The sequence below is a fragment of the Ruegeria sp. AU67 genome (assembly GCF_900312795.1).
Lineage (GTDB): Bacteria > Pseudomonadota > Alphaproteobacteria > Rhodobacterales > Rhodobacteraceae > Ruegeria > Ruegeria atlantica.
Genome location: NZ_OMPH01000004.1, coordinates 1 through 19,776 on the forward strand (window position 1 = coordinate 1; position 19,776 = coordinate 19,776).

Genomic DNA, 19,776 nt, shown 5'->3' on the forward strand with positions numbered 1-19,776 from the left:
AGGCTGAAGACGTGCCATCTGTTCGTCCGTCAGCCAGAATAGGTTGCTCATGATATACCCCTGAAACTCAGGCGCTTGAATCACGCAACCGAGAGGGCGACAACCAAATTAATGGGTCCAGAACCTAAGGCGCTCTGCTCTGCCCTTGTAGCTTTTGGACCAAGCTTGCTGTTTTCGCGGGCTGATCAGTTGCGCCGTCCGGTCTTCATCGATTGTAAATCGTCTTCCATCAATCCAACCATGCGCGATCAGCGCATCCAGCACCTCGTCCCGGCTGACATATTTCTGCGGATGTGCCGCCTTCCACGTGATCAGGCGGACGCTATCACGTTGGGCAAAATGCGTGCTCAGCTACTCCCACAGTTGATCACGGGATGTGACCTCAATATCAGTCACGCGCCACCATAGTGTTCATGCTTGTGTCATCCGTCGCAAAAAAGCTTCAGCCGTCTTTATGTGCGTGCTCTTGGCCTCTGGCGACATCCGTTCAGCCGTACGGCACATCATCGCCCATCGGGGATTGCCAGCCAGTCTATCGCTGTTATTCAGGATAAAGCGCCAATAAAGCCCGTCCCAAATGTCGGCCCAGGGCCCTTTGCCCCAATTGCTCATTTTGCGAACATAGTTTGAACCCGAAAAGTACGGTTTGGTGGTGATCAACCCGCCATCGGCATGCTGGCTCATCGCGTAGGCATTGGGGACCATCACCCAATCATAGCTGTCGACGAACATTTCCATGAACCAGCGATAGACATGATCCGGATCAATTTCGCACAGAAACATAAATCCACCCAAAACCATGAGGCGTTCAATATGATGGCAATACCCTGTCTTGAGCACCCTTTTGATCGTGTCGTCCAGCGGATCAATACCAGTGGTTCCGTCGTAGAAAGCGCGGGGCATTGGGCGGTGATGGCCCCAATGATTTGTAGTGCGCATCGGCACACCCAGGCTCTCATAGGTCGCGCGCATAAACTCGCGCCAGCCAATGATCTGACGGACGAAACCTTCTAACGAATTGAGGGGAATACCCTTGCGATCCGCATGCGCCAGCGCAGCGTCCAAAACCTGTTTGGGCGTCAACAATCCAATGTTCAAGGATGGCGTGAGAACGGCATGCCACAGCCAGCTTTCACCCGCAACAATGGCATCTTCATAGCCGCCAAAGTGATCAAACCGCCGTTCCAGAAACTGCGCCAGCCAGTCGGACGCAGCTTTGTGTGATGTCGGATAGTACAACGTATCCAGGCTGCCCAATGCTTCTGGAAAGTCAGCAGGTACGCTTGCTTTCGCGGCTTCATCAACCGCGTCATGGGAAGGCCAGTCGATCCAAGGCAGGCTGCCCAACAACGCCTTGGGCACTTTCTTACGGTTTTCCTTGTCAAAGCTCCATTGTCCCCCCGCCGGTTGACCGCCGTCCATCAACACATTCAAGCGGCGGCGTTGGCTTTTGTAGAACTCTGCCATGAACCAGCGTTTGCGACCGGCAAACCAATCCTGATTGTCGGCCCGAGTGTTCAAAAAACCAGGTGATGGCTGGAAATCGAGCGTGATATCGGTTCTGCCAGCCGCCGCCCGAAGACGTTTTTCTGCAATTAAGTCTACCGGATCAACCATGATTATATGGCTGATGCCGCGGTCCTGCAGACTTTGAAACAGGCGCAAGCAAGCGCCCGGCTGCCGCTCAAAGGGCCAAATCGCGGCATCAAATCCCTTGGCGACCAAGCCATCGCGATAGCGCGTCATGGAAGCACGGTGCAGCCAAAGCTTTTGCTTGTGCATCGTGGCAGGATAAAACGCATCGCCAAAGAAAAGCGGGTCTTCGAAAAGCACAACCGCGTCGGGTCGGGCGGCCACACCGGGGTGCTGGGCAAACAATTGGTTGGGAAGTAAAAGCGCGGCAGTGGACACCGGCTATGGCCTTGGTTGGGTGGCCAGGTTCAATTGGCTCAAAAGCGATGGGATCTTCTTTCGAAGACCAAAGAAGCCTGCCCTTGCATGAGGCCATGTTATCGTGTCGTGGGGTCGTATTATCCGGTTCAAAGACAGGCCAGCGTCCCTCAACAGAGGTTCCGCACGATCCAGTCGTGACCGAGTGGTGCCGACGGGCGCAAAGGCTGTTGCAATGGTTTTGACACCGGTATTCCGCGCTGCCTCGATCAACGGATCACTCCAATCCTCGGCGGATTGCACGCGCTTTCCGTGAGGTTCCAGGGCGCTGTTCATCGCGCCTTCGGCAAAATCCGTTACAGCGCCTGCAATCGGATTTGGAGACCGACCATGCGTGGCCAAAAGTCCAATCGCGGCAGCAGGCGATGTCGGCATTAAGCTATCGGCTGACAGATCATCCTCGGTCAACAGCATGAGGTAAGGGCCCTCTGGGGGCCATTGCGGAGTCAAAAGCGGAATAAGCGGGTGTTCTGCTGTCTCGGTCAGAGGTTCCGCAAATTTGGCGAGGTTTTTTGGTTGAAACCGTCCTTCGGTGTATTTGGCAATATTATCAGGTCGCGCGAGGTAGGTTTTACCTTTTGTGTGCAATCCGCCGACCCACCGCCAGCTCAGCGTGTTCGACGCGGGATCGCCATCCAGCAAATGCCGCAAAAAGAAGTCCGCGCCAAGCTGCCAGGGTATGTGGAGCGTAAAAATCCAGATTGATGCAAACCACATGCGCGCATGGTTGTGGAGGTAACCGGTCGTCACCAGTTCCCGCGCCCAATGATCGAAACAGTCGATGCCGGTATTGCCGTTCACTGCATCGTTGAAACGGGTCTCTAAGCCCTGATCGAATTTTAGTCGCTCTAAAGCACTCAACAGATCCCGCTGATAATGTGTCCAGACGCTGGGCCTCTGTTCCAGCCAGCCCTTGAAGTAAGTGCGCCAGAACACTTCTTGAACGAACTTCTCCGCCGCGTCAGAATTATGGGACGCTAGTACAGTTGCCAGTACCTCTTGTTCCGTTATCAAACGGTGGCGCAACCAAGGTGACAAACCCGATACATTGCTGCGTTGATCGGTCCCAAAATCGTAGTTCCGCTTACCTGTATAATGCCGACCGGCGCGTCCCACGAACTGCTTCAGCCTTATAAGGCCATTGGTTCGTGTGGGCTTGAAACTGATCGTCTCTTTCGCTTCCGCAAGTTCTGGAAAAATCTCGGTCATGTGGCCGACCTGCATTTCTTCGAACAGTATTTCACTTGATCCCAAACGTTTTCCCATTTCTTGCGCCAGGTGAACGGGCGCTTGCAGATCGGGCAGATTTTCTGGGGCAAATCGGCTTTCTTCCGCATCCTCATCATTGGTCCCCCAAAGGCAGGCCGAGTTGCTCTTGATCTTGAGCCGACCGCGCATCTTTGCGAGCAGTCCGCCTGGTCTTTCGGCTCGCGTGCTTTGCCGCGATGGCTTGCGCTTGGGCGCGAAACTCAGTGCTCCGGCGGACGCCCCATACCCGCTCGCGCGCGGCTTTGGCTGCTGCGAGATGGTCAAAAACACGCTCTGGATAATGCGCTCCGATGATTTGTTTCCCATCTTGGGCTTTCCAGGGTTCGTGGATGTACCGATCCGAAATATGGGCCAGTTCCGGCAACCATGTCCGAATGAACACCCCTTCTGGATCCTGATCATAGCCCTGCTTAACTGGATTATAGATGCGCACGGTATTGATGCCAGTGGTGCCTGATTGCATTTGCACCTGACTCCAATGAATGCCTGGCTCATAGTCCGTAAACATGCGCGCCAAATGCTCACCCGGGGCTCGCCAATCCACCCAAAGATGATAGCTCGCCGTGGCCATCACCATCGCGCGCATCCGAAAGTTGAGCCACCCCGTCGCTTGCAATGACCGCATACATGCGTCCAAAAACGGATATCCCGTTTCGCCTATGGACCAGGCAGCCAAAAGCTCGCAATCTGGCGCTTTCGGTCGAAGCCCGTCGTAAAGGCGATGCAGATTTTCAAACTCGATCCGAGGTTCATCCTCAAGTTTCTGAATAAAATGGCAATGCCAATGCAACCGGCCCGAAAACGAGCGCAGCGATTTGCGCCAGTCCTTTGCTTGCGGCGGCAATTGGCGTATTTGCCTTTCAGTCGCTTGCGAGACCTCGCGCATAGAAAGCGCGCCCCAAGCCAGGTGGGGCGACAGCCGCGAACACGCAACGGCTCCCTCCAAAGGGCTGGACATCTCGCGTTGGTATCTTTTGCCTAGGTATGTCAGAAAGCTGTTCAGCCGCTCCAAACCCGCAGCTCGTCCACCGGCTTGACGACCAACGCACAGATCATCCCGCAAGCCGAGGTCGCGCGCCGTGGGAATATACCCTGGTTCTATATCGATATGTTTCAGCGCAACTGGTGACGAAACGGGCAATGCCATAAACCTGTCCCACCGTTCCGCCCAGCCGTCGCGAGACTTGAGCCTGCGAAAAACGCCGTGGTTTTGCACTTCGTGCCACTGCACACCATGATCCCTGCACCATGCTGCGACCTGACGGTCCCGCTGATACGTCCAATTGTTCCCTGTTTCCTCGTGTGACCAAAGTACGTCGACTAGACCACGATCCTTCAACTCGGATAGGACCGACACAATCTGCCCGGTGCGCACAACAAGAGGCTGGCCAAGTTCCCCAAGGTCCTTTCGAAGTCCGGCGATTGTCTCAGCAACAAAGTTCCACTGCCGTGTTGACGCGTCGGGTTGCTGCCAAAGCTCCGGTTCAACAACATAGAGTGGCAAAACTGGCCCGACCTCAGACGCCTGCGAAAGTGCCGGATGATCATTTACCCGTAAATCCCGTTTGAACCAAACGACCTGCACGATACCTCCGTTCTTCGAGTACTGTACGTATGGCCACAGAAATTGGATCTTTGTTTCAACCACCTCTCCACTTCGCTGTGAGCGCGGCCTTTGCGCAGGCGCCATCGGCCTTCGGCACTTGAAGGTTGGAAGTTTCCGCGAACTCATTGATGAGCGTCTGGCCTGGAGAATGAGACCTTGGCGAAAGTGACATAGATTGGTAACGGCTCTGAGCCCTAAAACACCATGCCAAGAACCGGGTTGGCCCAACTTTAGTTTGTTTGAACTCTGATTTCTGAACACAGGTTAAAGAGACCACCACAACGACCTGTACGCCACCAAGCACCGTGAGCGCGATTGGCAGCGATCCCCAGAACATCTACCCCCAATGCACCGTTAATGGGAGAAAGCTAAATCTAAACCGAGTCATCTCGTTTGCGCATTGAAATCGGTAAATTAGGCTCATGCAGCATTTAGCCTCGTCGATCATTCGATACGGAAACCACTGAATTTATTTGATTGCCGTAGTCAATTTTTTGTGGCGGCGAATTTTAAGCTCTCTTCAGCAAACCGCGAGATAACTACAAACCTCGCGCACTATGCAAAAATTATGCCTATACGCCTGCAATTTGAGCAAAGCTGCCGTTAACTATGACTTGCGGCATCCCAAGTTGCGGCTTCATAGCGTATCTGTGTTCCACGACTGCCCCATTGTTTCTTTGGTTTTCGCGCTAACTCTCACGAGCGTACCGGCGAAACCCAATGGGCAAGGTCAAACAAAATGCACAAAACGGACAATGCTGAGTTTGCACTCACATCCGATGACGCCGATCAACCGCACACTACGGTGTACTACGATGGATCATGCCCGCTTTGCTCCGTTGAGATCGGGCATTATGCTTCATGCAAGGGCGCTGAACACCTGCGGTTTGTCGACGTTTCAGAACCCAATGCTCGTGTTGGTGCAAATCTAACGCGGCAAGAAGCGATGGATCGATTCACTGTGCGCCGACAAGATGGAGAACTTGTGTCCGGTGCGCGCGGGTTCACGGAACTCTGGGGCACTTTACCCAAATGGCGTTGGCTGGCGCGTCTGGCAGGCTTACCCGGGGTAACGTCCCTGCTGGAACTTGCATACCGAGTTTTCCTGCCCTTAAGACCGAAGCTTTCGAAGATCGCCTCTTGGTTCGGAGCGAAGCCGGTTAACAGGACAAATTCGTCGACATGATAAACCTAAACGATGGGCATTTCTAATGGCTGGATTGGCTCTTCAAAGGCGTTCTCGAATCCGCGTTTGGCAACATTCGCGCCGTATTCACACTTCGTCTTGGGTTGGTCACGCTGATCAGTGACGCAGGTTTGTAGTTGTTCGGCTTGTTGGTTTTGAGTGAATTGGGTTAGTTCAGATGACGTACTTTTCAAGCAGCATCTTCACGGGCAGCGAGGCATTCAATCGAGTAGCCAACAGAAACATTCCCCCAATCTTTCGCTGAAGGTAAAGAACGTCCATTGGCACCTGGGGTGGGATATAGCCGACCTCGAACAGGGCCATACTCTCTTTGTTCAGGCGGTGGGAAAGCGTTAGGTCGGAGAAATCAAATTCATTCGCAGATAGAATTGCTTCGAAAACGCTGCGGATCATTCCGAGGATCCGGTCGTCAAATGGGCCATCACCTTCAATAAGCTTCAGTTGTATGGCAGCCTTACGAAGCGCCGCGCCGTCTTCAAGCAAACCGGCGCGCAACAGATCCACGTATCCATCTATTGCAGATGGTTGCAGTGCGCGTGCCGCGCCAAAATCCAAGAGACCGATTTTTCCATTGGATGGGTTGTATCGGTAATTGGCAAAGTTTGGATCGCTCTGCATCATACCGAACTCAAAAACCTCGCGCAGCGTGAGATTGACCAAGGCCTCTGAGACTCGATTGCGTTCCTCGCTTGTCGCATCACTCACGGCCTCGATAGGGCTACCTTCCAGAAAGGACATCGTCAGAACTTCTGGCGTGCTCCAATCTGCATAGAACTCTGGGATCTTAAACGCTTCATCGCCCTGCAATAGGTCAGCAAAACAGCGCATATATTGCCCCTCGCGTTCATAGTCCGTTTCTTCATGTAATTGACTGCGCGCCTCTTGGATATACGGAGCCAGATCAAAGCTTTGGGGAAGCAGACCTGACATGCGAACCAGAGTGGCAACGTTGGCCACGTCGCTGTCGATACTGCGCGCGATACCGGGATATTGCACTTTGATCGCCACATCGCGTCCGTCTTTCAAGGTCGCACGATGTACTTGCCCAATGCTCGCTGCCGCTATGGGCCTAACGTTAAAATCTTTGAAGGATTTTCGCCAATCTGCACCCCAAGCTCGGTTCAGGACGTCACGCAATTGTTTCGGTGGCATGAAATGCGCCTGATCTCGTAAACGCGCCATGATGTCAGCCAGTTCAGGCGGCAAGACCTCACCTGCATCCATCGAAATCAACTGACCCACCTTCATCGCGGCGCCTCGCATGCGAGCAAGTTGATCCGCGACTCGTGTCACGTTGCCGGGTGTCATCAACAAACCACGCATATCGGGTCGCGCGCCGCGGCCGATCTCTCTTAGGGCGCGTGCTGCCATGTTCCCCGCAATGCCTGCCGTCATGCTGCTTAAACCGGCAACACGGACCAAACGGCTTGTAGGAACTGCCAAAGGGGTTGGTGAGGATTTAGGGTCGGTCATCAATACTCACCAAAATTCCGTGCCCGGAGCGCCTTTTATGCGACCCTTCAAGTTTTCGGTGACCCAACCTCCATAGAAGTCCCCGGGTTGCGGGATCACCCGGTACTCACCAACAAAACAAGCGTCCATAAGTCCGGCGTAAAAGGCGAGATAGCCTTTAATCCGTTCAAATTTGATGGTTGGTGCAGCATAACTCCACGCAGCTTTCTTAGCCGCAGCTGCCCCGCTCTGAACGTCCCAGTAGCTCGTAACACCCTTCCACTCGCAGAATGATCTACCCGAGGCCTTTGTCAGAACGGCATCAATGTCTTGCGGCGGAATATAATACGTGGGGGCGTGGTGGGTTTCGAGAACCTGAAACGCCTGATCGGTTTCCACGATTGTTTGACCGCCGAGCTCGATCCGCACTCGATGAGGCACTGCCCGCAGCGCAGGTGGTCGCGGATAGTCTTGGACGTTTGCAGTTGTCCAACCTGTCATTTCGAACCTTGGGTATGAATCAGTTGTTCCATCTTCGAACTAGCGCGCCGACAGCGTTATTCTAGCGATAGAGCTTTCAGCGTATGGCAGGTGAACTTGCACCAAAATTGGGCTTAGTGTCAGCTTGGGACGGGCAACGTTATTTGACCGACTTTGCAGCCCGAACCGTCGAAATGAGTGTCCTAAATCTACCAGTTTGCCAATAGTTCGCCCATGCGCTCTAGGCCAAGGTCGAGGTTGGCAGCAGCACCTCCCCCCACACCCAGTCGGATGTGGTTCTGCATCCCGTAAGACGAACCCGGTAGTAGAAATGTCCGATAGGGATCGGCGAGCAAGCGTTTGGCGAACACGTCGCCATCAATCCCATCGAGCCGTGCCAAACCAATTAATCCAGCCTGAGGTTTGACCCAATTGAGGTTGGGCTGATCGGCAACAAACCTATCCAGGCGTTCCAGCGTCTTCATCCCAGCTGCCCGTGCAGTTTTCAAAGCCTGATTATATCGGTCAGACCTCAAGGCGATTTCGGCGATGACTTCGCCAAGAATATTCATAATTTCGCTCGAGTTTTCCCGCAGAATAATAGCGTCCCAAATGAGATCTGAATCACGGCATATCATCCAGCCGGTGCGTAGCCCCTGGAGCCCCAGTGCCTTGGAAACGCTGCCCGTCGTGATACCCCTTGGATACAAACCAGCAATCGAAGGGGCACGGGACCCGTCCCACTCCAATCCCGCGTAAACCTCGTCAACAACCAGCCATGCACCTACGCGATCTGCGATTTGGACAAGCCTTTCCATCTCTGCTTGTGTCATCAACTGCCCGGTGGGGTTATTGGGGTTGGTCATAAAGATGAGCCGCGTGCGCGCTGTTACTGCAGCCTCAACTTTGTCGAGGGGCAATACCCAACCAGCACTCTCTTCGCGGTTGACAATTTTTAGCGTCGCGCCAACTGCCTCTGCCAATACGCCCGCTTGTGGCCAGCCCGGGCGTTCCGTTACGACTTCGTCGCCCGGTTGGACCAATTGCATGAATGCAAGATAATTGGCTTCCGCGGCGCCGGCGGTGATCAGAACGTCGTCTGGCTTGCAAACATCAGACAAGCCGGCGCGGTCCAAAACATGCCGTCGTAAAGCAGGTAGACCCCGAAAGCTCTTTTGGTTCCAATCCAACGGCAGCGCTGGATCCAGCGCATCCATGAACTCACCCAAACGCGGCGACTCGGACAAGGAAAACCCAACGAAAGCTTCTGGATCCGCTTCCGTGGTATCCAGTAGGTATTGAAAAAGTGTGTGTATCTTGACTTTCATGCTCTACTCAAAATCTTTGTAGTCAATCAGGGAGAGAGTCTGTGCAAGCAGAGGGATTTGTCAAAGGGCGACCGATTGACCTTGTGGTTTTGGACTACGGGCTGTTCAAGGTCCATTCCACTGGCCGCATCATAGGTATCTGCGGGTTTCTGATCCGAACAGATTTGGGAGAAGCAATACTCATCGACACTGGATTTCCTGAAAAATACGCCATTGATACCGACGCCGCGGTCAAAGAAGATCGATTGTTCGAGTTTGGCGAGGTTCTGAAGTGCGAACCTGATAATCTGCCACGCGCACAGCTGGCAAAACTCGGGCTTATTCCGTCAGACATTACATTACAGATTTGTACGCACTCCCATATCGACCATATCGGTGCATTGGGCGACTTTCCAAACAGTCCCATTCTCATCTCCTCTGCCGAGCGAGCCTTACCTCGCCCCTTGTATTGGGGCGATATGCGGCCGATGGAATGGCCCGAGCAGGATTACCTGGTTATTGATGACGACGTAGAGATTGGGCCGGGTATCTTCGTTTTGATGGCACCCGGTCATGCGCCTGGCCAGATCGCGGTAATGGTCGATCTTCCGTCGGGGGCGATTTTATTGGCCAGTGATGCGATTTCCCGACCAGCAGAAATCGACGAGAAGTTTGCCGGGTCTTGGGACGAAGATGCAGCAATTGCCAGCGCAGACAGATTGATGCGTCTGGCATCCGAGCGAGATGCCTTTGTAATCTATGGGCATTGTCCAAAGCAGTGGGGTGTTCTGAAGAAAGCACCAGAAGTCTACAGCTGATCCCACCCCTTGGACCATTTTTCCGGAAAGTGATGTCGCACCAAAGAATTATCTGACGTCGCGCCCTTGGTTCAGAATAATCACATTCCCACTGGAAACATCCCCTGCCGGTGAAATGAGAAAACCAACCCAAGAGGCGATTTGCTCAGGTAGCATCGCATGACCATGTGGCATGGCACTAACGGCTTTCTTCAAGACTTCCTCGGTCAAGACATTGAACAACGGTGTCTCAGTCATGGCAGGTGCCAGAGAATTTACACAGATTTTATCCTGTGCGTATCGACGGGCGAGGTCTTTTGTAAGGGAATCCATCGCTGCTTTTGACGCGCGGTAGTGCGGAGGGTCGAACACATCGAAATTGTAAGCACCGTTCGATGAGATATTTACAATCTTTTTGATGCCTTCGCGTTCTAACATCAATTGGACCGCTTGCTGGCAACAATGGAATGCAGAATTAAAGTTGATTGCCATCTGCTTTTCGAGTTCCTCGGGCGGAATGTGCGGGAAGTCAGACATAAAGCAGGTGCCAGCGTTGTTTACCAAAGCATCCAGACCTCCATGGGCTGTCCCAATGCGCTCAAACGTTTGAGCCACGGCCATAGGATCAGTTAAGTCAACGTAAATAGGTGTGAAGTCCGAACTAAATTCTGATGCCAGTTCGTTCAGACGCTCTTCTTTGAGGTCCAGACCAATCACATGCAATCCGTTTGTCTGCAATTGGCGGCAGATGGCCTGCCCCATCCCTCCCGCGGCGCCGGTCACAACCGCTGTCTTCATGGTAACTCCTCCTACCTAGGTATGATTTGGGATACTTCGAATTAAAGAAGGAAACTCATAACCCTTTTTTCTGAAAGCGGCGAAAGCCAATTTCGTTTAATTCAGTGCACGTCCGTTTTGGGCTCAAGCTAGACTTTGCAAAGTCAGCTTTCTGCGCATCGCAGACCTTCGCGAGAATCCAAGGTTCCTTAGGGAGGCCCTTTGTGGGATTGAGCAATGCAAAGGGCCATAACCGCGACGACTAAGCCATAAACTGATTGAATTCGTCGCTAATGCAGACAAACGCGCAGCGCAAAACTATGGGCGAACTACGCAAACTTATGGGGTGCGCGAAGTGTTATGCGCAAACCTGAAAATATCTGTAGGTGCGCTCATAACGCTGCATTGTCGACATTGATTTCATTAAAGAAAATCTTGGAGCTTTGCCCAAAACTCTGCGCGGCATTTGCGCATAACTTTGCACGATTTGCCCATAAGTATGCGCGTTTCAAAGTACGCGCTCAATTTAAAATAGTTCCTGTACGGATCCTACAGCTTTAAAGCACCGCTCTTCAATCATAAGTGCGCTTTGATTGGCAGTCTTCAACCTTTGATCGATCAAAGTAGTTAACTCGCACGCTGGCGATAGACCGCAAACGCGTCAGTTATGAGATGCCTGGACAACAGCAGCAAACAAACGCGCATCAGCGCAGATGTATTCGCGCAGGGGAAATGCCGCATGGATCTCTAAGACTTCTCCGTCCTGTGGGTCTGCTTTGGGCTGGATGCGGACTCCGCGACAATGAATGAGAACGGCCGCTCTGAGCCCGTAGCGGACACTGTTTTTGGCTAGGTGCAGCGCTCGAATTGACCGAAATTACGCGGCGGTTACACTACTGGCGATTTATTGGATTCAACATCAGAAGAAATGCGGGGGATAAGTTCCATGGGTATTCACAGATTAAATCCTTCGGGAGATCAGCTTGAACCTTCTGATCTTGTTCCGACAGAGGCGTTTACAACAAGCGACGCGACGGAACTTATCCACTACGCCCATCTTGATGAAAACTCGGGAATTTCGTCAGGGGTTTGGAAATGCGCCCCGTGCCGGGAAGAAATTGATGCCTATCCGGTAAACGAGATGATGACGGTTATTTCTGGTTCTGTAACGATCACCGATGATGAAGGTACACCGCACACATTTTCTGATGGGGATACATTTTTTATCTCCAAGGGAACAAAATGTATCTGGGAGATCACGGATACGTTGCACAAATTTTTTATGATCGCCGAGTAATCCATATAACCAACGGCAGCTCCGTCCGCATTGCGGTCGTTGGCGACATTTCGGCCAACATCCGCTTTGAGCCCAAAGCAGACATCACACTTGGTGATGATTTACGATCATAAACATCGCCTGACTGCTATAGATTTGGTGCCAATCAGTGCGGCATGCTAGCATTCTCAAGAGATCGAGGTTTGAGGTGAGCTAAACACGGGGGGAACCATGTCAAAGACGCTATATGAACGTCTGGGAGGAACGGATGGTATTCGGCGAATAGTCGACGTTCTGGTGGACAATCACTCCAAAAACCTAATTGTCGCTGCACGATTTGCGGGAACTGATATGGAGCACCTCAAACAAATGGCAGGAGACTTCTTCATAACTGGTTCTGGCGGGCCTGAGATATACACAGGCAAGGATATGGTTGCAGCGCATCAGTACATGAACATCAGCGGAGATGAGTTTGCCGCTGTTCTGGACGACGCCATGAACGCCCTAAAGGCCAACGACGTCGGCCAACGGGAACAAGAAGAGGTCTTATACATTCTATATAGCCTCAAGGACCAAGTTGTCGGTATCTGAGTTTCGCCATAACCGGGTAGAGTCGGCAATATTCATTTGATTAGATCAAAGCTTGCTTGTCCGACTTGCAGACTCTTGAAGTCAAATATCTTACTATGGGTCAATCGTGCATTTGGGCTAAAAATTTATGCGCAAAAGGAACCTCCAATATGAATAGGAGATTGTCTACGATCTTGGCCGCTGATGTTGTCGGTTATTCCACTCGGATGCGTGAAGATGAAATCGACACGATAAATCGTGTTACACTGTTAAACGAGTTAATCGGAACTGTTGCGTCCACGCACAATGGGCGAATCTTTAACCGCGCGGGTGATGGTTTTCTTTTGGAGTTTTCTAGCCCGGTGGCGGCAGTTCGCTGCGCTTACAACTTACAACTTCAACTCGCTGCACCAGTAACCAAGCGCGAGATAGGACTAGAAATCAGGGTTGGTGTCCATCTTGCCGATGTCGTAGTAGATGGCGACGATTTGCTTGGCGATGGCGTGAATGTAGCAAGTCGGATTGAGTCTGAAGCTGAGCCGGGTATGGTCCTAGTAAGTAATGCTGTGTTTGATCACGCCAAGCGGTCGGCCCAGCTCAAATTTGAGAACAAGGGCACCCGAAAGCTCAAAAATATTTCCGAACCAATTACGGTCTACGCTGTTGCAGGCGAGCTTGGCACGCACAGCTGCGGAACTGCGCTTATCGAGGACAGTAGCCTTCCCTACGTGGCGGAGCTGCAAAAGTCCACCAACTCAATTGTTGTGCTTCCCTTCAAGAACATGAGCAATGATCCCGAGCAGGAGTATTTTTCCGATGGCCTGACGGAAGACATCATCACAGAGCTGTCCCGGTTCCCTGACGTTCTCACGATCTCCAGGAATACTAGTTTTGGGTTAAAAGGGGTTGCGGCGGACGCTCGTGAACTTGGACAGAAACTCGGCGTGCGTTTCTGTCTTGAAGGCGGGGTTCGCAAGCTGGGAAATCGCATAAGGATCAACGCGTATCTGACGGATGCAGTGTCAGGCGAACAGCTTTGGACAGAGCGGGCGGATTGCAATCTGGGGGATCTTTTCGATTTCCAGGATGACCTTGTTGCCAAAATCGTCGCGAGTGTGGCCGGCCAGATCGAACGGCAACTGGAAGCCACGGCACAGCGAAAACGTCCGGGAGACCTGGAAGCCTATGAATGTTTAATCCGCGGTTTGTACTATCACCGGATTGGTGGAGTCACAAAGGAGAATGCACAGGAAGCGGTTCATTGGTTTGACGAAGCGCTGAAACGAGATCCAGGATATGGTCGAGTTCATGCCTGGAGGGCGTGCGCTGTCGCTACAGTAGCAGAATGGACCGGTGAAGATGTATGGGATGAGTTGGTCGAAGCAGGGAACCTAGCTGTCGAGCTGGATGAAACGGACGCTGAAAGCCATCGAATTGCCGGTTCTTTGGCGCTCTATGTTCGTGACTTTGAACGGGCTAAGTTCCACTTCAATCGCGCTCTGGAGTTAAACCCAAATCACGCGTTCATTGTTGGACGAACCGGTGAACTCCATAACTTTCTCGGAGATGGAAAGACTGCTCTTGAGTATCAAAAGCGTGCAAAGATGCTTGATCCCTTTTTGCCCGAATATTGCCGCGAACTAGAGGCAATTGCCTACTACGTCATGCATGATTTTGAGGCTTGTTTTAACACCGTGGATGAATTTGCGAGGCTCACCCGGCGGGCGGCAGCTTATCGGACTGCGGCCGCAACTCACCTGAATAATGACCACAAGCTTGAACGAGCAGTTCGCGATTTGTTGCTTCACGATCCGGACTTTAGACCTTCTACATTCATTCAAACTGAATACTTCAAAGATCGCGAGATTTCTAAGAGATTGAAAGCCGAATTGAGGAGCGCTATGGCGACAACCTCACTTCGCCTCGCTGGTTGAGTAAACAATTTGCTAACTAAAAATTGAGGATTAATGCGTCTTCTCTGTGCAAGAAAAGGCCTTGGATCTCCGGAGTCAAACGACCACTTTTTCCGCAACTAAGTCGTTGCCCCGATTATGTCGAACATCCGCTGATAGTAGAAACTGCCTTTTAAGTTCGAGACACTTTACATGTCCTGAACCTAGACTTAGGCGGAGATCACCATCCCGGTTCTTCAAAACCTCGATAGCATCGCAATCCAGCCTTCGGCAGGTATAATGCGAAGATGACAAGAGATATTGAAGCGAACGCTCAGAAAATCGCTGATGCCCTGACCTCTGCCCAGCAGATACCTAAACTGTCCTCAGAGGCGGGAAAGCTGACGCTGGATGACGCTTATTCGATTGCAAGTCGCGTCCGAAAGCTTCAGGGCAAAAAGAGAGTTGGTAGAAAAGTCGGCTTCACGAACCGCGCGATTTGGCCTGTTTATGGTGTAGATCAACCCATTTGGGGAGAGGTTCACTCAGATGGGCTGTTTTCGACTGATCAGCCGGTAAACTTGGCAAGGTATTCAGAACCGAGGATTGAACCAGAAATCGTACTCGGCCTTAGACATACACCGACGGCTGAAATGAACGATGAGCAGTTGGCAGGTTGCGTGGAGTGGGTCGCTCCAGGGTTTGAAATCGTCCAATCGATTTATCCCAACTGGAAATTCTCGGTCGAAGACTCAATCGCAGCACAAGGATTGCACGGCTGCCTTGTTCTTGGCGACAAAATCGAGGCGACGCATGATATCTTGACCGGCTTGGCCGAAGTGCCACTAGCGTTGTTCAAGGGCACCGAGGCTATCGAGGCCGGCAAGGGTGAAAACGCGCTCGGTGGCCCAATTGAAGTCCTGGCTCATCTTGTTTCTCTGCTCTCAGACGCCGACCAGCTTCAAGGAGGCGAGCTAGTCACAACTGGTACTTTGACAGACGCATGGCCAGTGTTTCCGGGCGAACAATGGTCAGCGGGCTTTGGTGGTGTCATGGACACCGAGCTGTCGGTGCGATTTACATGAGGCTGTAATAGAGTTGTGACGCCTACTTCACCAAAGAAAAGTTACTCTCAATAGCTGGGCGCGATAGTATTCCACTGATTTCATCAATTCTGGAATGCAAATTATACGATGCTATCCAAATCAGATTACATGATGTTTCTCAGGCACCCCGCCTGGCTATGGATCAAGAAACACGCCAGGCATCTGCTGCCGCCGATTGACCCTTCATTGCAAGCGCGTTTTGACGAGGGGCACGCGTTTGAGCCATATGCTGAGGAGCTATTTGGTGATCTCGTTCGCCTCGGTTTTTCAGATTTTTCAGAATACCAGGCTCTGCCCGCGCGTACTTTGGAGGCTTGGAGAAACGGTGCAAACGCAGTGGCGCAGGGACGCTATGAAGATGGAACCATAACTTGCATCTCCGACATCGTGAGCCGCAGTGGCGATGGGTACGTTCTGACAGAGATCAAGAGCGGGACATCTGCAAAGCCCGAACACACTTTTGATCTCGCATTCCAGCGTGTCGTGCTTGAGGCAGCGGGGTTCCCCATTGCGCGCTGCGAAGTGGCACATGTGAACCGTGATTACGTCAGAAACGGCGAAATCAATCCGCAAGAGCTTGTCAGCATCACTGACATCACGGATGCGGTGACTGAGCAGCTCGAAAAAACACGCACGCGTATCGATCAGGCATTGAGCGTCGTTGCCAGCGGTACGATGCCTGATCCGTCCCCCGAACGTGCGCGCCTTAAATCCTATGGTGAATGGCTGGAGATCCGCGAAAAACTCGACCCACCTCTCGCGCATGACAGTATCCACCGCCTTCCGTTCATGAATGCGGAAAAAGCCTCGGAACTCATCGCAAATGGGATCACAAAGATTGACGAGATCAGTGATCCATCTGTGTTAGGCAAGTCGACACAGCGCTACTTGAGAGCAGTGGCGAACGGTGAACGCACAATCGTTCATCAGGAGTTAAGCAGGTTTCTGAGCGAGATTGTCTATCCGGTTCACTATTTTGACTACGAGACATCTCAGAGTTTGCTGCCACCCTGGGACGGAACGCGTCCCTATCAGCAAGTGGCTTTCCAGTATTCCTTGCATATCCAGCATGAGCCTGGCGGAGAAATTGAGCACAGGGAGTATCTCCACCGAGACGCCAGTAACCCAATGCCAGCCTTGCTGAAAAGGCTTCGTGAGGACATAGGAAACGTTGGCTCTGTAGTGGTTTGGTATGCTCCGTTCGAGAAATCGCGCAATACGGAAATGGCGGAAACTTATCCAGAGCATGCAGAGTTCCTGGAAGGCCTAAACGCCCGCGTTGTAGATCTTATGAAGCCGTTTGCAGATGAAGTGATCAACGATCCCGCGTTCAAGGGAAGCGCCTCTATCAAGGCCGTTCTTCCAGCGTTTTTGCCAGAACTTTCATACGATGATCTGGACATCAAAGAGGGGGCGAGCGCGTCTCGCCTTTGGAAGGACGTAACACTGACCGAACCGGATGATCCAGCGCGCGAGAAGGTCTATTCTGGTCTTGTGGCGTATTGCACGCGCGACACCTGGGCGATGGTCGAAATTCATCGGGAATTGCTGGCGATGTGAGGTGTGCCGCGAACCTCAAAACAACTGGCGGTGCTGCTCCCCGACGAGACTAGGCGATTTGCCGGAGTTACGGCGCCCCCAAGACTTAATCTTGCCAATCCAGCCGATACAAAACGTGGTGACCACGTAGACCTTTCAGGAGTCTGGGTTCTATTTCAGAAAAAGAGAAATCGGTTCGTCCTCCGACCATGGCGCGAGTCGCATCTGAAACGAGTATCTCGCCCGCCGCACCAACGGTCGTTATGCGTGAGGCTTTATTGACCACAGTACCGAAAAAATCTCCACGAGATTGCACGACATCACCAGTATGAATCCCAATCCGGACACCGAAAGATGGCTCCTCGGAAGCCGATGCAATGGCCCCTGAATCTTGATAGCGGCCGTTAGTGCTTCTTTCGCGGACGGAAAGACGGACAACGTTCCGTCTCCAAGGGATTTCACGAACTGGCCATGATACTTTTCAATGATCGCCGCCAAGACTTGGAAGTGGTTTTCGATCAGCACCGACCAACGCTGATCGCCCAACGCCTCCGCCAACGTTGTGCTGCCCTCCACATCAGTGAAAAGTACCGAAGCCAAACCTTCAGTTTGGATCAGTTCGGGTCCATCTTCACGCGCAGCATCAACCAGTTTTTGGATGGCCAGCTGTTCTTTACCCACGAGTTCAATATTTGGAGTGGGCACTGAAGCGTGGCGATTGATGATCTTCCAGGCCGCACCCTCCAAGACAAAAATCAGAACGGTGCGGTAGAAGACGGGCTCATCAAAGCCGACAAACTGAATCTTATGGACAAAGGATGACCATCCGGTTTCTGCGTTTTCAAAGGCCTCAGCTTCAACTTCTTCGAAAACGACGGGAGCCGGGATCTCCGCAAAAAAGCCGCTAACCCCATCGCGAACTGCTTGCCCGCTCCAAAACTCACCTTCGCCTGTCCCAACGAACCTTAGTTCATCTGATTTCGAGAGATAGTTCCGTAATTCGTCAGTATTCTTCTTGGTTCTGAGTATTTCATACCAACGCCTCGAAACTGCCAGCAGTTCAGGTGAGGAACGTATCATCACAAATGACTCGAGACGCTAAATGGAATGAGACTTACAAGGCCTTGCAACCGGTATCTCCATTTTTCGAAAGATGCAGGTCAATGCTGCCGCTGAGGTTTGGTCAGATCAAGACTTTTGTATTTCTCCAGAACGGAGCGCATAAGACGCAGATCAAAAGACGCACGTCGGTTCAGAGCGAACTATCGACGGAATTTCTGAGTTCGAGTCCGGATCACAGGGTATCGAATCGGTTCGCTGTCGGAGAGCTACTCGATGCTGTACTGACCCGCAAAATAAGATGCATGAGAGTATCGGGCACACGCTAAGCTAGAAGGTTCCCAGAACTACGCGGTGAATTTCGAAGTGCAGCAAGCGCCGTCTTGACATGGTTATGCGAACTGGTTCAGCTTGCGGTCATGACGTTCACACGCATCCACTGCCATCGAATATCGGCCTGAGGTCGATAACCCACGCAAAATCCGTGGGAGGCAGCATTGGTATGCGGGCGAGGCTTATATCCTTGTAATTGCTCCAGATTAGAGTGCACGAGTCGGTTCGATTCCGACGCCTCCTACCATCCCCTGGAGGAGTCCGACATGGCGGACGGCGCTACGAACGTAATTGATTTCAACGACATCAAGCAATCGGTCGAGGAGAGCCTCAGACGCACACCCGAAGGCTGTTCCGGCTTGGCCACAAAGCTCTTCACAGAGGTTAAGGAATACTGCGATCTGAAGGGTGCCACCTACCCCTTTGTCCTCCAGATCAAAGAGAAACTCGGCGAGCTCCGCATCTACCACCGGTGTGATGATCGACAAATTCAGTCGATGATCACCGCCACAATTCAACGAGCAAATCGTACCTGTGAACGATGCTCAAACGCTGCCGAAACCCAGATTTTCGATGGGTGGTACACGACCCTGTGTTGTTGGTGCGCGCATGATGTCGCGAGCAAGCGCCACCCTGAAAGGAAGAGGTTTTTTGGCGTTCGGAAAAAGCCCATTCGGGACAGGTTGACCTGCTCAGTATGCGGCTTTTTCGGCCAAGTTGATCGATCTGATGACCGCGGACGCTGTCCAGCATGTGTGACGAAAGGCTGGTGAGTGATGCTCAAGGTAGTTGTCTATGTGAATGATATCGAGGTTGCCCGGGCCCATGCCGGGAACGTCAGCAATGACGTCAATGAGCTCTGCGACTACGAAGTGCGCGTGAACGAACGAGAGTCTGAGCAGCTCGGTATCGAAGAGAAAGCAGTACGCTTCGATATCTCGCAGCATAATCGCCAGCAGACGGCGTGGACACTCGTTGAGAAGATTGCCGCCATGTGGCTGGAGAAGACCGGTGCGCGAGAGCCCCGCACTAGGCTCCAGACTCATTGATTTACAGCCAGAATAGGACGGTAGCCGCGAGAGCGATGGCCGACAGGAAGACCTTTGGGGATCTATCATAGCGGGTAGCGACACGCCGCCAGTCCTTGAGGCGTCCG

Annotated in this window: 19 protein-coding genes, 1 tRNA gene and 1 pseudogene; 10 read left to right on the forward strand and 11 right to left on the reverse strand. The window is 52.4% G+C overall.

Features of this window, described 5'->3' with window-relative positions; all coding sequences use genetic code 11:
- Positions 1 to 411 precede the first annotated feature (411 nt).
- From DK510_RS00610 to DK510_RS00625, 4 genes are read right to left on the reverse strand one after another with little or no spacing between them, the layout of a single operon-like run.
- Positions 412 to 1,911, reverse strand: coding sequence for a cryptochrome/photolyase family protein (locus DK510_RS00610; protein ID WP_109310464.1), 1,500 nt, complete (start codon positions 1,909 to 1,911; stop codon positions 412 to 414).
- 3 nt (positions 1,912 to 1,914) lie between these two features.
- Positions 1,915 to 3,159 carry an FAD-binding domain-containing protein gene (locus DK510_RS00615; RefSeq protein WP_109310478.1) on the reverse strand — a complete coding sequence of 415 codons (1,245 nt, stop codon included), beginning with the start codon at positions 3,157 to 3,159 and terminating at the stop codon, positions 1,915 to 1,917.
- Positions 3,156 to 3,296 carry a DUF2256 domain-containing protein gene (locus tag DK510_RS23550; protein ID WP_082637120.1) on the reverse strand — a complete coding sequence of 47 codons (141 nt, stop codon included), beginning with the start codon at positions 3,294 to 3,296 and terminating at the stop codon, positions 3,156 to 3,158. The genes DK510_RS00615 and DK510_RS23550 overlap by 4 nt, the downstream gene beginning before the upstream one ends.
- A complete protein-coding gene (locus tag DK510_RS00625; RefSeq protein WP_109310479.1) occupies positions 3,293 to 4,804 on the reverse strand; it encodes a deoxyribodipyrimidine photo-lyase in 1,512 nt (503 codons plus the stop codon). The genes DK510_RS23550 and DK510_RS00625 overlap by 4 nt, the downstream gene beginning before the upstream one ends.
- 760 nt (positions 4,805 to 5,564) lie before the next feature.
- Here DK510_RS00625 and DK510_RS00630 point away from each other — a divergent pair.
- Entirely contained in the window at positions 5,565 to 6,011 is a 447-nt protein-coding gene (locus DK510_RS00630) for a thiol-disulfide oxidoreductase DCC family protein (protein WP_109310465.1), read from the forward strand.
- Positions 6,012 to 6,185: 174 nt separating this feature from the next.
- On the opposite strand, the gene DK510_RS00635 is transcribed toward DK510_RS00630, so the two are convergent.
- The 3 genes from DK510_RS00635 to DK510_RS00645 form a co-directional block, all read right to left on the reverse strand.
- A complete protein-coding gene (locus DK510_RS00635; RefSeq protein ID WP_109310466.1) occupies positions 6,186 to 7,505 on the reverse strand; it encodes an AarF/ABC1/UbiB kinase family protein in 1,320 nt (439 codons plus the stop codon).
- A gap of 6 nt (positions 7,506 to 7,511) precedes the next feature.
- Entirely contained in the window at positions 7,512 to 7,985 is a 474-nt protein-coding gene (locus DK510_RS00640) for a DUF427 domain-containing protein (RefSeq protein WP_109310467.1), read from the reverse strand.
- Positions 7,986 to 8,173: 188 nt separating this feature from the next.
- Positions 8,174 to 9,292 (reverse strand): pyridoxal phosphate-dependent aminotransferase, encoded by a 1,119-nt coding sequence (locus tag DK510_RS00645; RefSeq protein WP_109310468.1) that lies wholly within the window; start codon positions 9,290 to 9,292, stop codon positions 8,174 to 8,176.
- A 41-nt stretch (positions 9,293 to 9,333) separates the two neighbouring features.
- Here DK510_RS00645 and DK510_RS00650 point away from each other — a divergent pair, with 41 nt between their 5' ends.
- Complete coding sequence (locus tag DK510_RS00650; protein ID WP_109310469.1) at positions 9,334 to 10,089, forward strand: N-acyl homoserine lactonase family protein; 756 nt, start codon at positions 9,334 to 9,336, stop codon at positions 10,087 to 10,089.
- Positions 10,090 to 10,137: 48 nt separating this feature from the next.
- Here the strand turns inward: DK510_RS00650 and DK510_RS00655 are convergent, their stop codons facing one another.
- On the reverse strand, positions 10,138 to 10,866 hold the full coding sequence (locus DK510_RS00655) for an SDR family NAD(P)-dependent oxidoreductase (RefSeq protein WP_109310470.1): 729 nt from the start codon (positions 10,864 to 10,866) through the stop codon (positions 10,138 to 10,140).
- Between the two features lie 925 nt (positions 10,867 to 11,791).
- Here DK510_RS00655 and DK510_RS00660 point away from each other — a divergent pair.
- From DK510_RS00660 to DK510_RS00680, 5 genes are all read left to right on the forward strand, one after another.
- The gene (locus DK510_RS00660) at positions 11,792 to 12,142 is read left to right on the forward strand and encodes a cupin domain-containing protein (protein WP_160116414.1); all 351 of its coding nucleotides are present in this window, start codon (positions 11,792 to 11,794) and stop codon (positions 12,140 to 12,142) included.
- A gap of 210 nt (positions 12,143 to 12,352) precedes the next feature.
- Positions 12,353 to 12,712: a group 1 truncated hemoglobin gene (locus DK510_RS00665; protein ID WP_109310472.1), complete on the forward strand. Its 360-nt coding sequence runs from the start codon at positions 12,353 to 12,355 to the stop codon at positions 12,710 to 12,712.
- 173 nt (positions 12,713 to 12,885) lie between these two features.
- Positions 12,886 to 14,625 carry an adenylate/guanylate cyclase domain-containing protein gene (locus DK510_RS00670; RefSeq protein ID WP_160116415.1) on the forward strand — a complete coding sequence of 580 codons (1,740 nt, stop codon included), beginning with the start codon at positions 12,886 to 12,888 and terminating at the stop codon, positions 14,623 to 14,625.
- A gap of 266 nt (positions 14,626 to 14,891) precedes the next feature.
- Complete coding sequence (locus tag DK510_RS00675) at positions 14,892 to 15,668, forward strand: 2-keto-4-pentenoate hydratase (protein WP_109310474.1); 777 nt, start codon at positions 14,892 to 14,894, stop codon at positions 15,666 to 15,668.
- A 132-nt stretch (positions 15,669 to 15,800) separates the two neighbouring features.
- Complete coding sequence (locus DK510_RS00680; RefSeq protein WP_160116416.1) at positions 15,801 to 17,249, forward strand: DUF2779 domain-containing protein; 1,449 nt, start codon at positions 15,801 to 15,803, stop codon at positions 17,247 to 17,249.
- 85 nt (positions 17,250 to 17,334) lie between these two features.
- On the opposite strand, the gene DK510_RS23445 is transcribed toward DK510_RS00680, so the two are convergent.
- Entirely contained in the window at positions 17,335 to 17,544 is a 210-nt protein-coding gene (locus DK510_RS23445; RefSeq protein WP_255414840.1) for an adenylate/guanylate cyclase domain-containing protein, read from the reverse strand.
- Positions 17,490 to 18,308, reverse strand: coding sequence for a nuclear transport factor 2 family protein (locus DK510_RS00685; protein ID WP_255414841.1), 819 nt, complete (start codon positions 18,306 to 18,308; stop codon positions 17,490 to 17,492). The genes DK510_RS23445 and DK510_RS00685 overlap by 55 nt, the downstream gene beginning before the upstream one ends.
- A gap of 465 nt (positions 18,309 to 18,773) precedes the next feature.
- Between DK510_RS00685 and DK510_RS22700 the strand changes: the two genes are divergently transcribed.
- The 3 genes from DK510_RS22700 (at position 18,774) to DK510_RS00695 (ending at position 19,669) form a co-directional block, all read left to right on the forward strand.
- Positions 18,774 to 18,867 (forward strand) — tRNA-OTHER (locus DK510_RS22700).
- Positions 18,868 to 18,886: 19 nt separating this feature from the next.
- Positions 18,887 to 19,393 (forward strand): hypothetical protein, encoded by a 507-nt coding sequence (locus tag DK510_RS00690; RefSeq protein ID WP_109310476.1) that lies wholly within the window; start codon positions 18,887 to 18,889, stop codon positions 19,391 to 19,393.
- Positions 19,394 to 19,396: 3 nt separating this feature from the next.
- Complete coding sequence (locus tag DK510_RS00695) at positions 19,397 to 19,669, forward strand: hypothetical protein (RefSeq protein WP_109310477.1); 273 nt, start codon at positions 19,397 to 19,399, stop codon at positions 19,667 to 19,669.
- 1 nt (position 19,670) lies between these two features.
- Here the strand turns inward: DK510_RS00695 and DK510_RS00700 are convergent.
- Positions 19,671 to 19,776, reverse strand: a pseudogene (locus DK510_RS00700) (IS5/IS1182 family transposase); the annotation flags it as partial.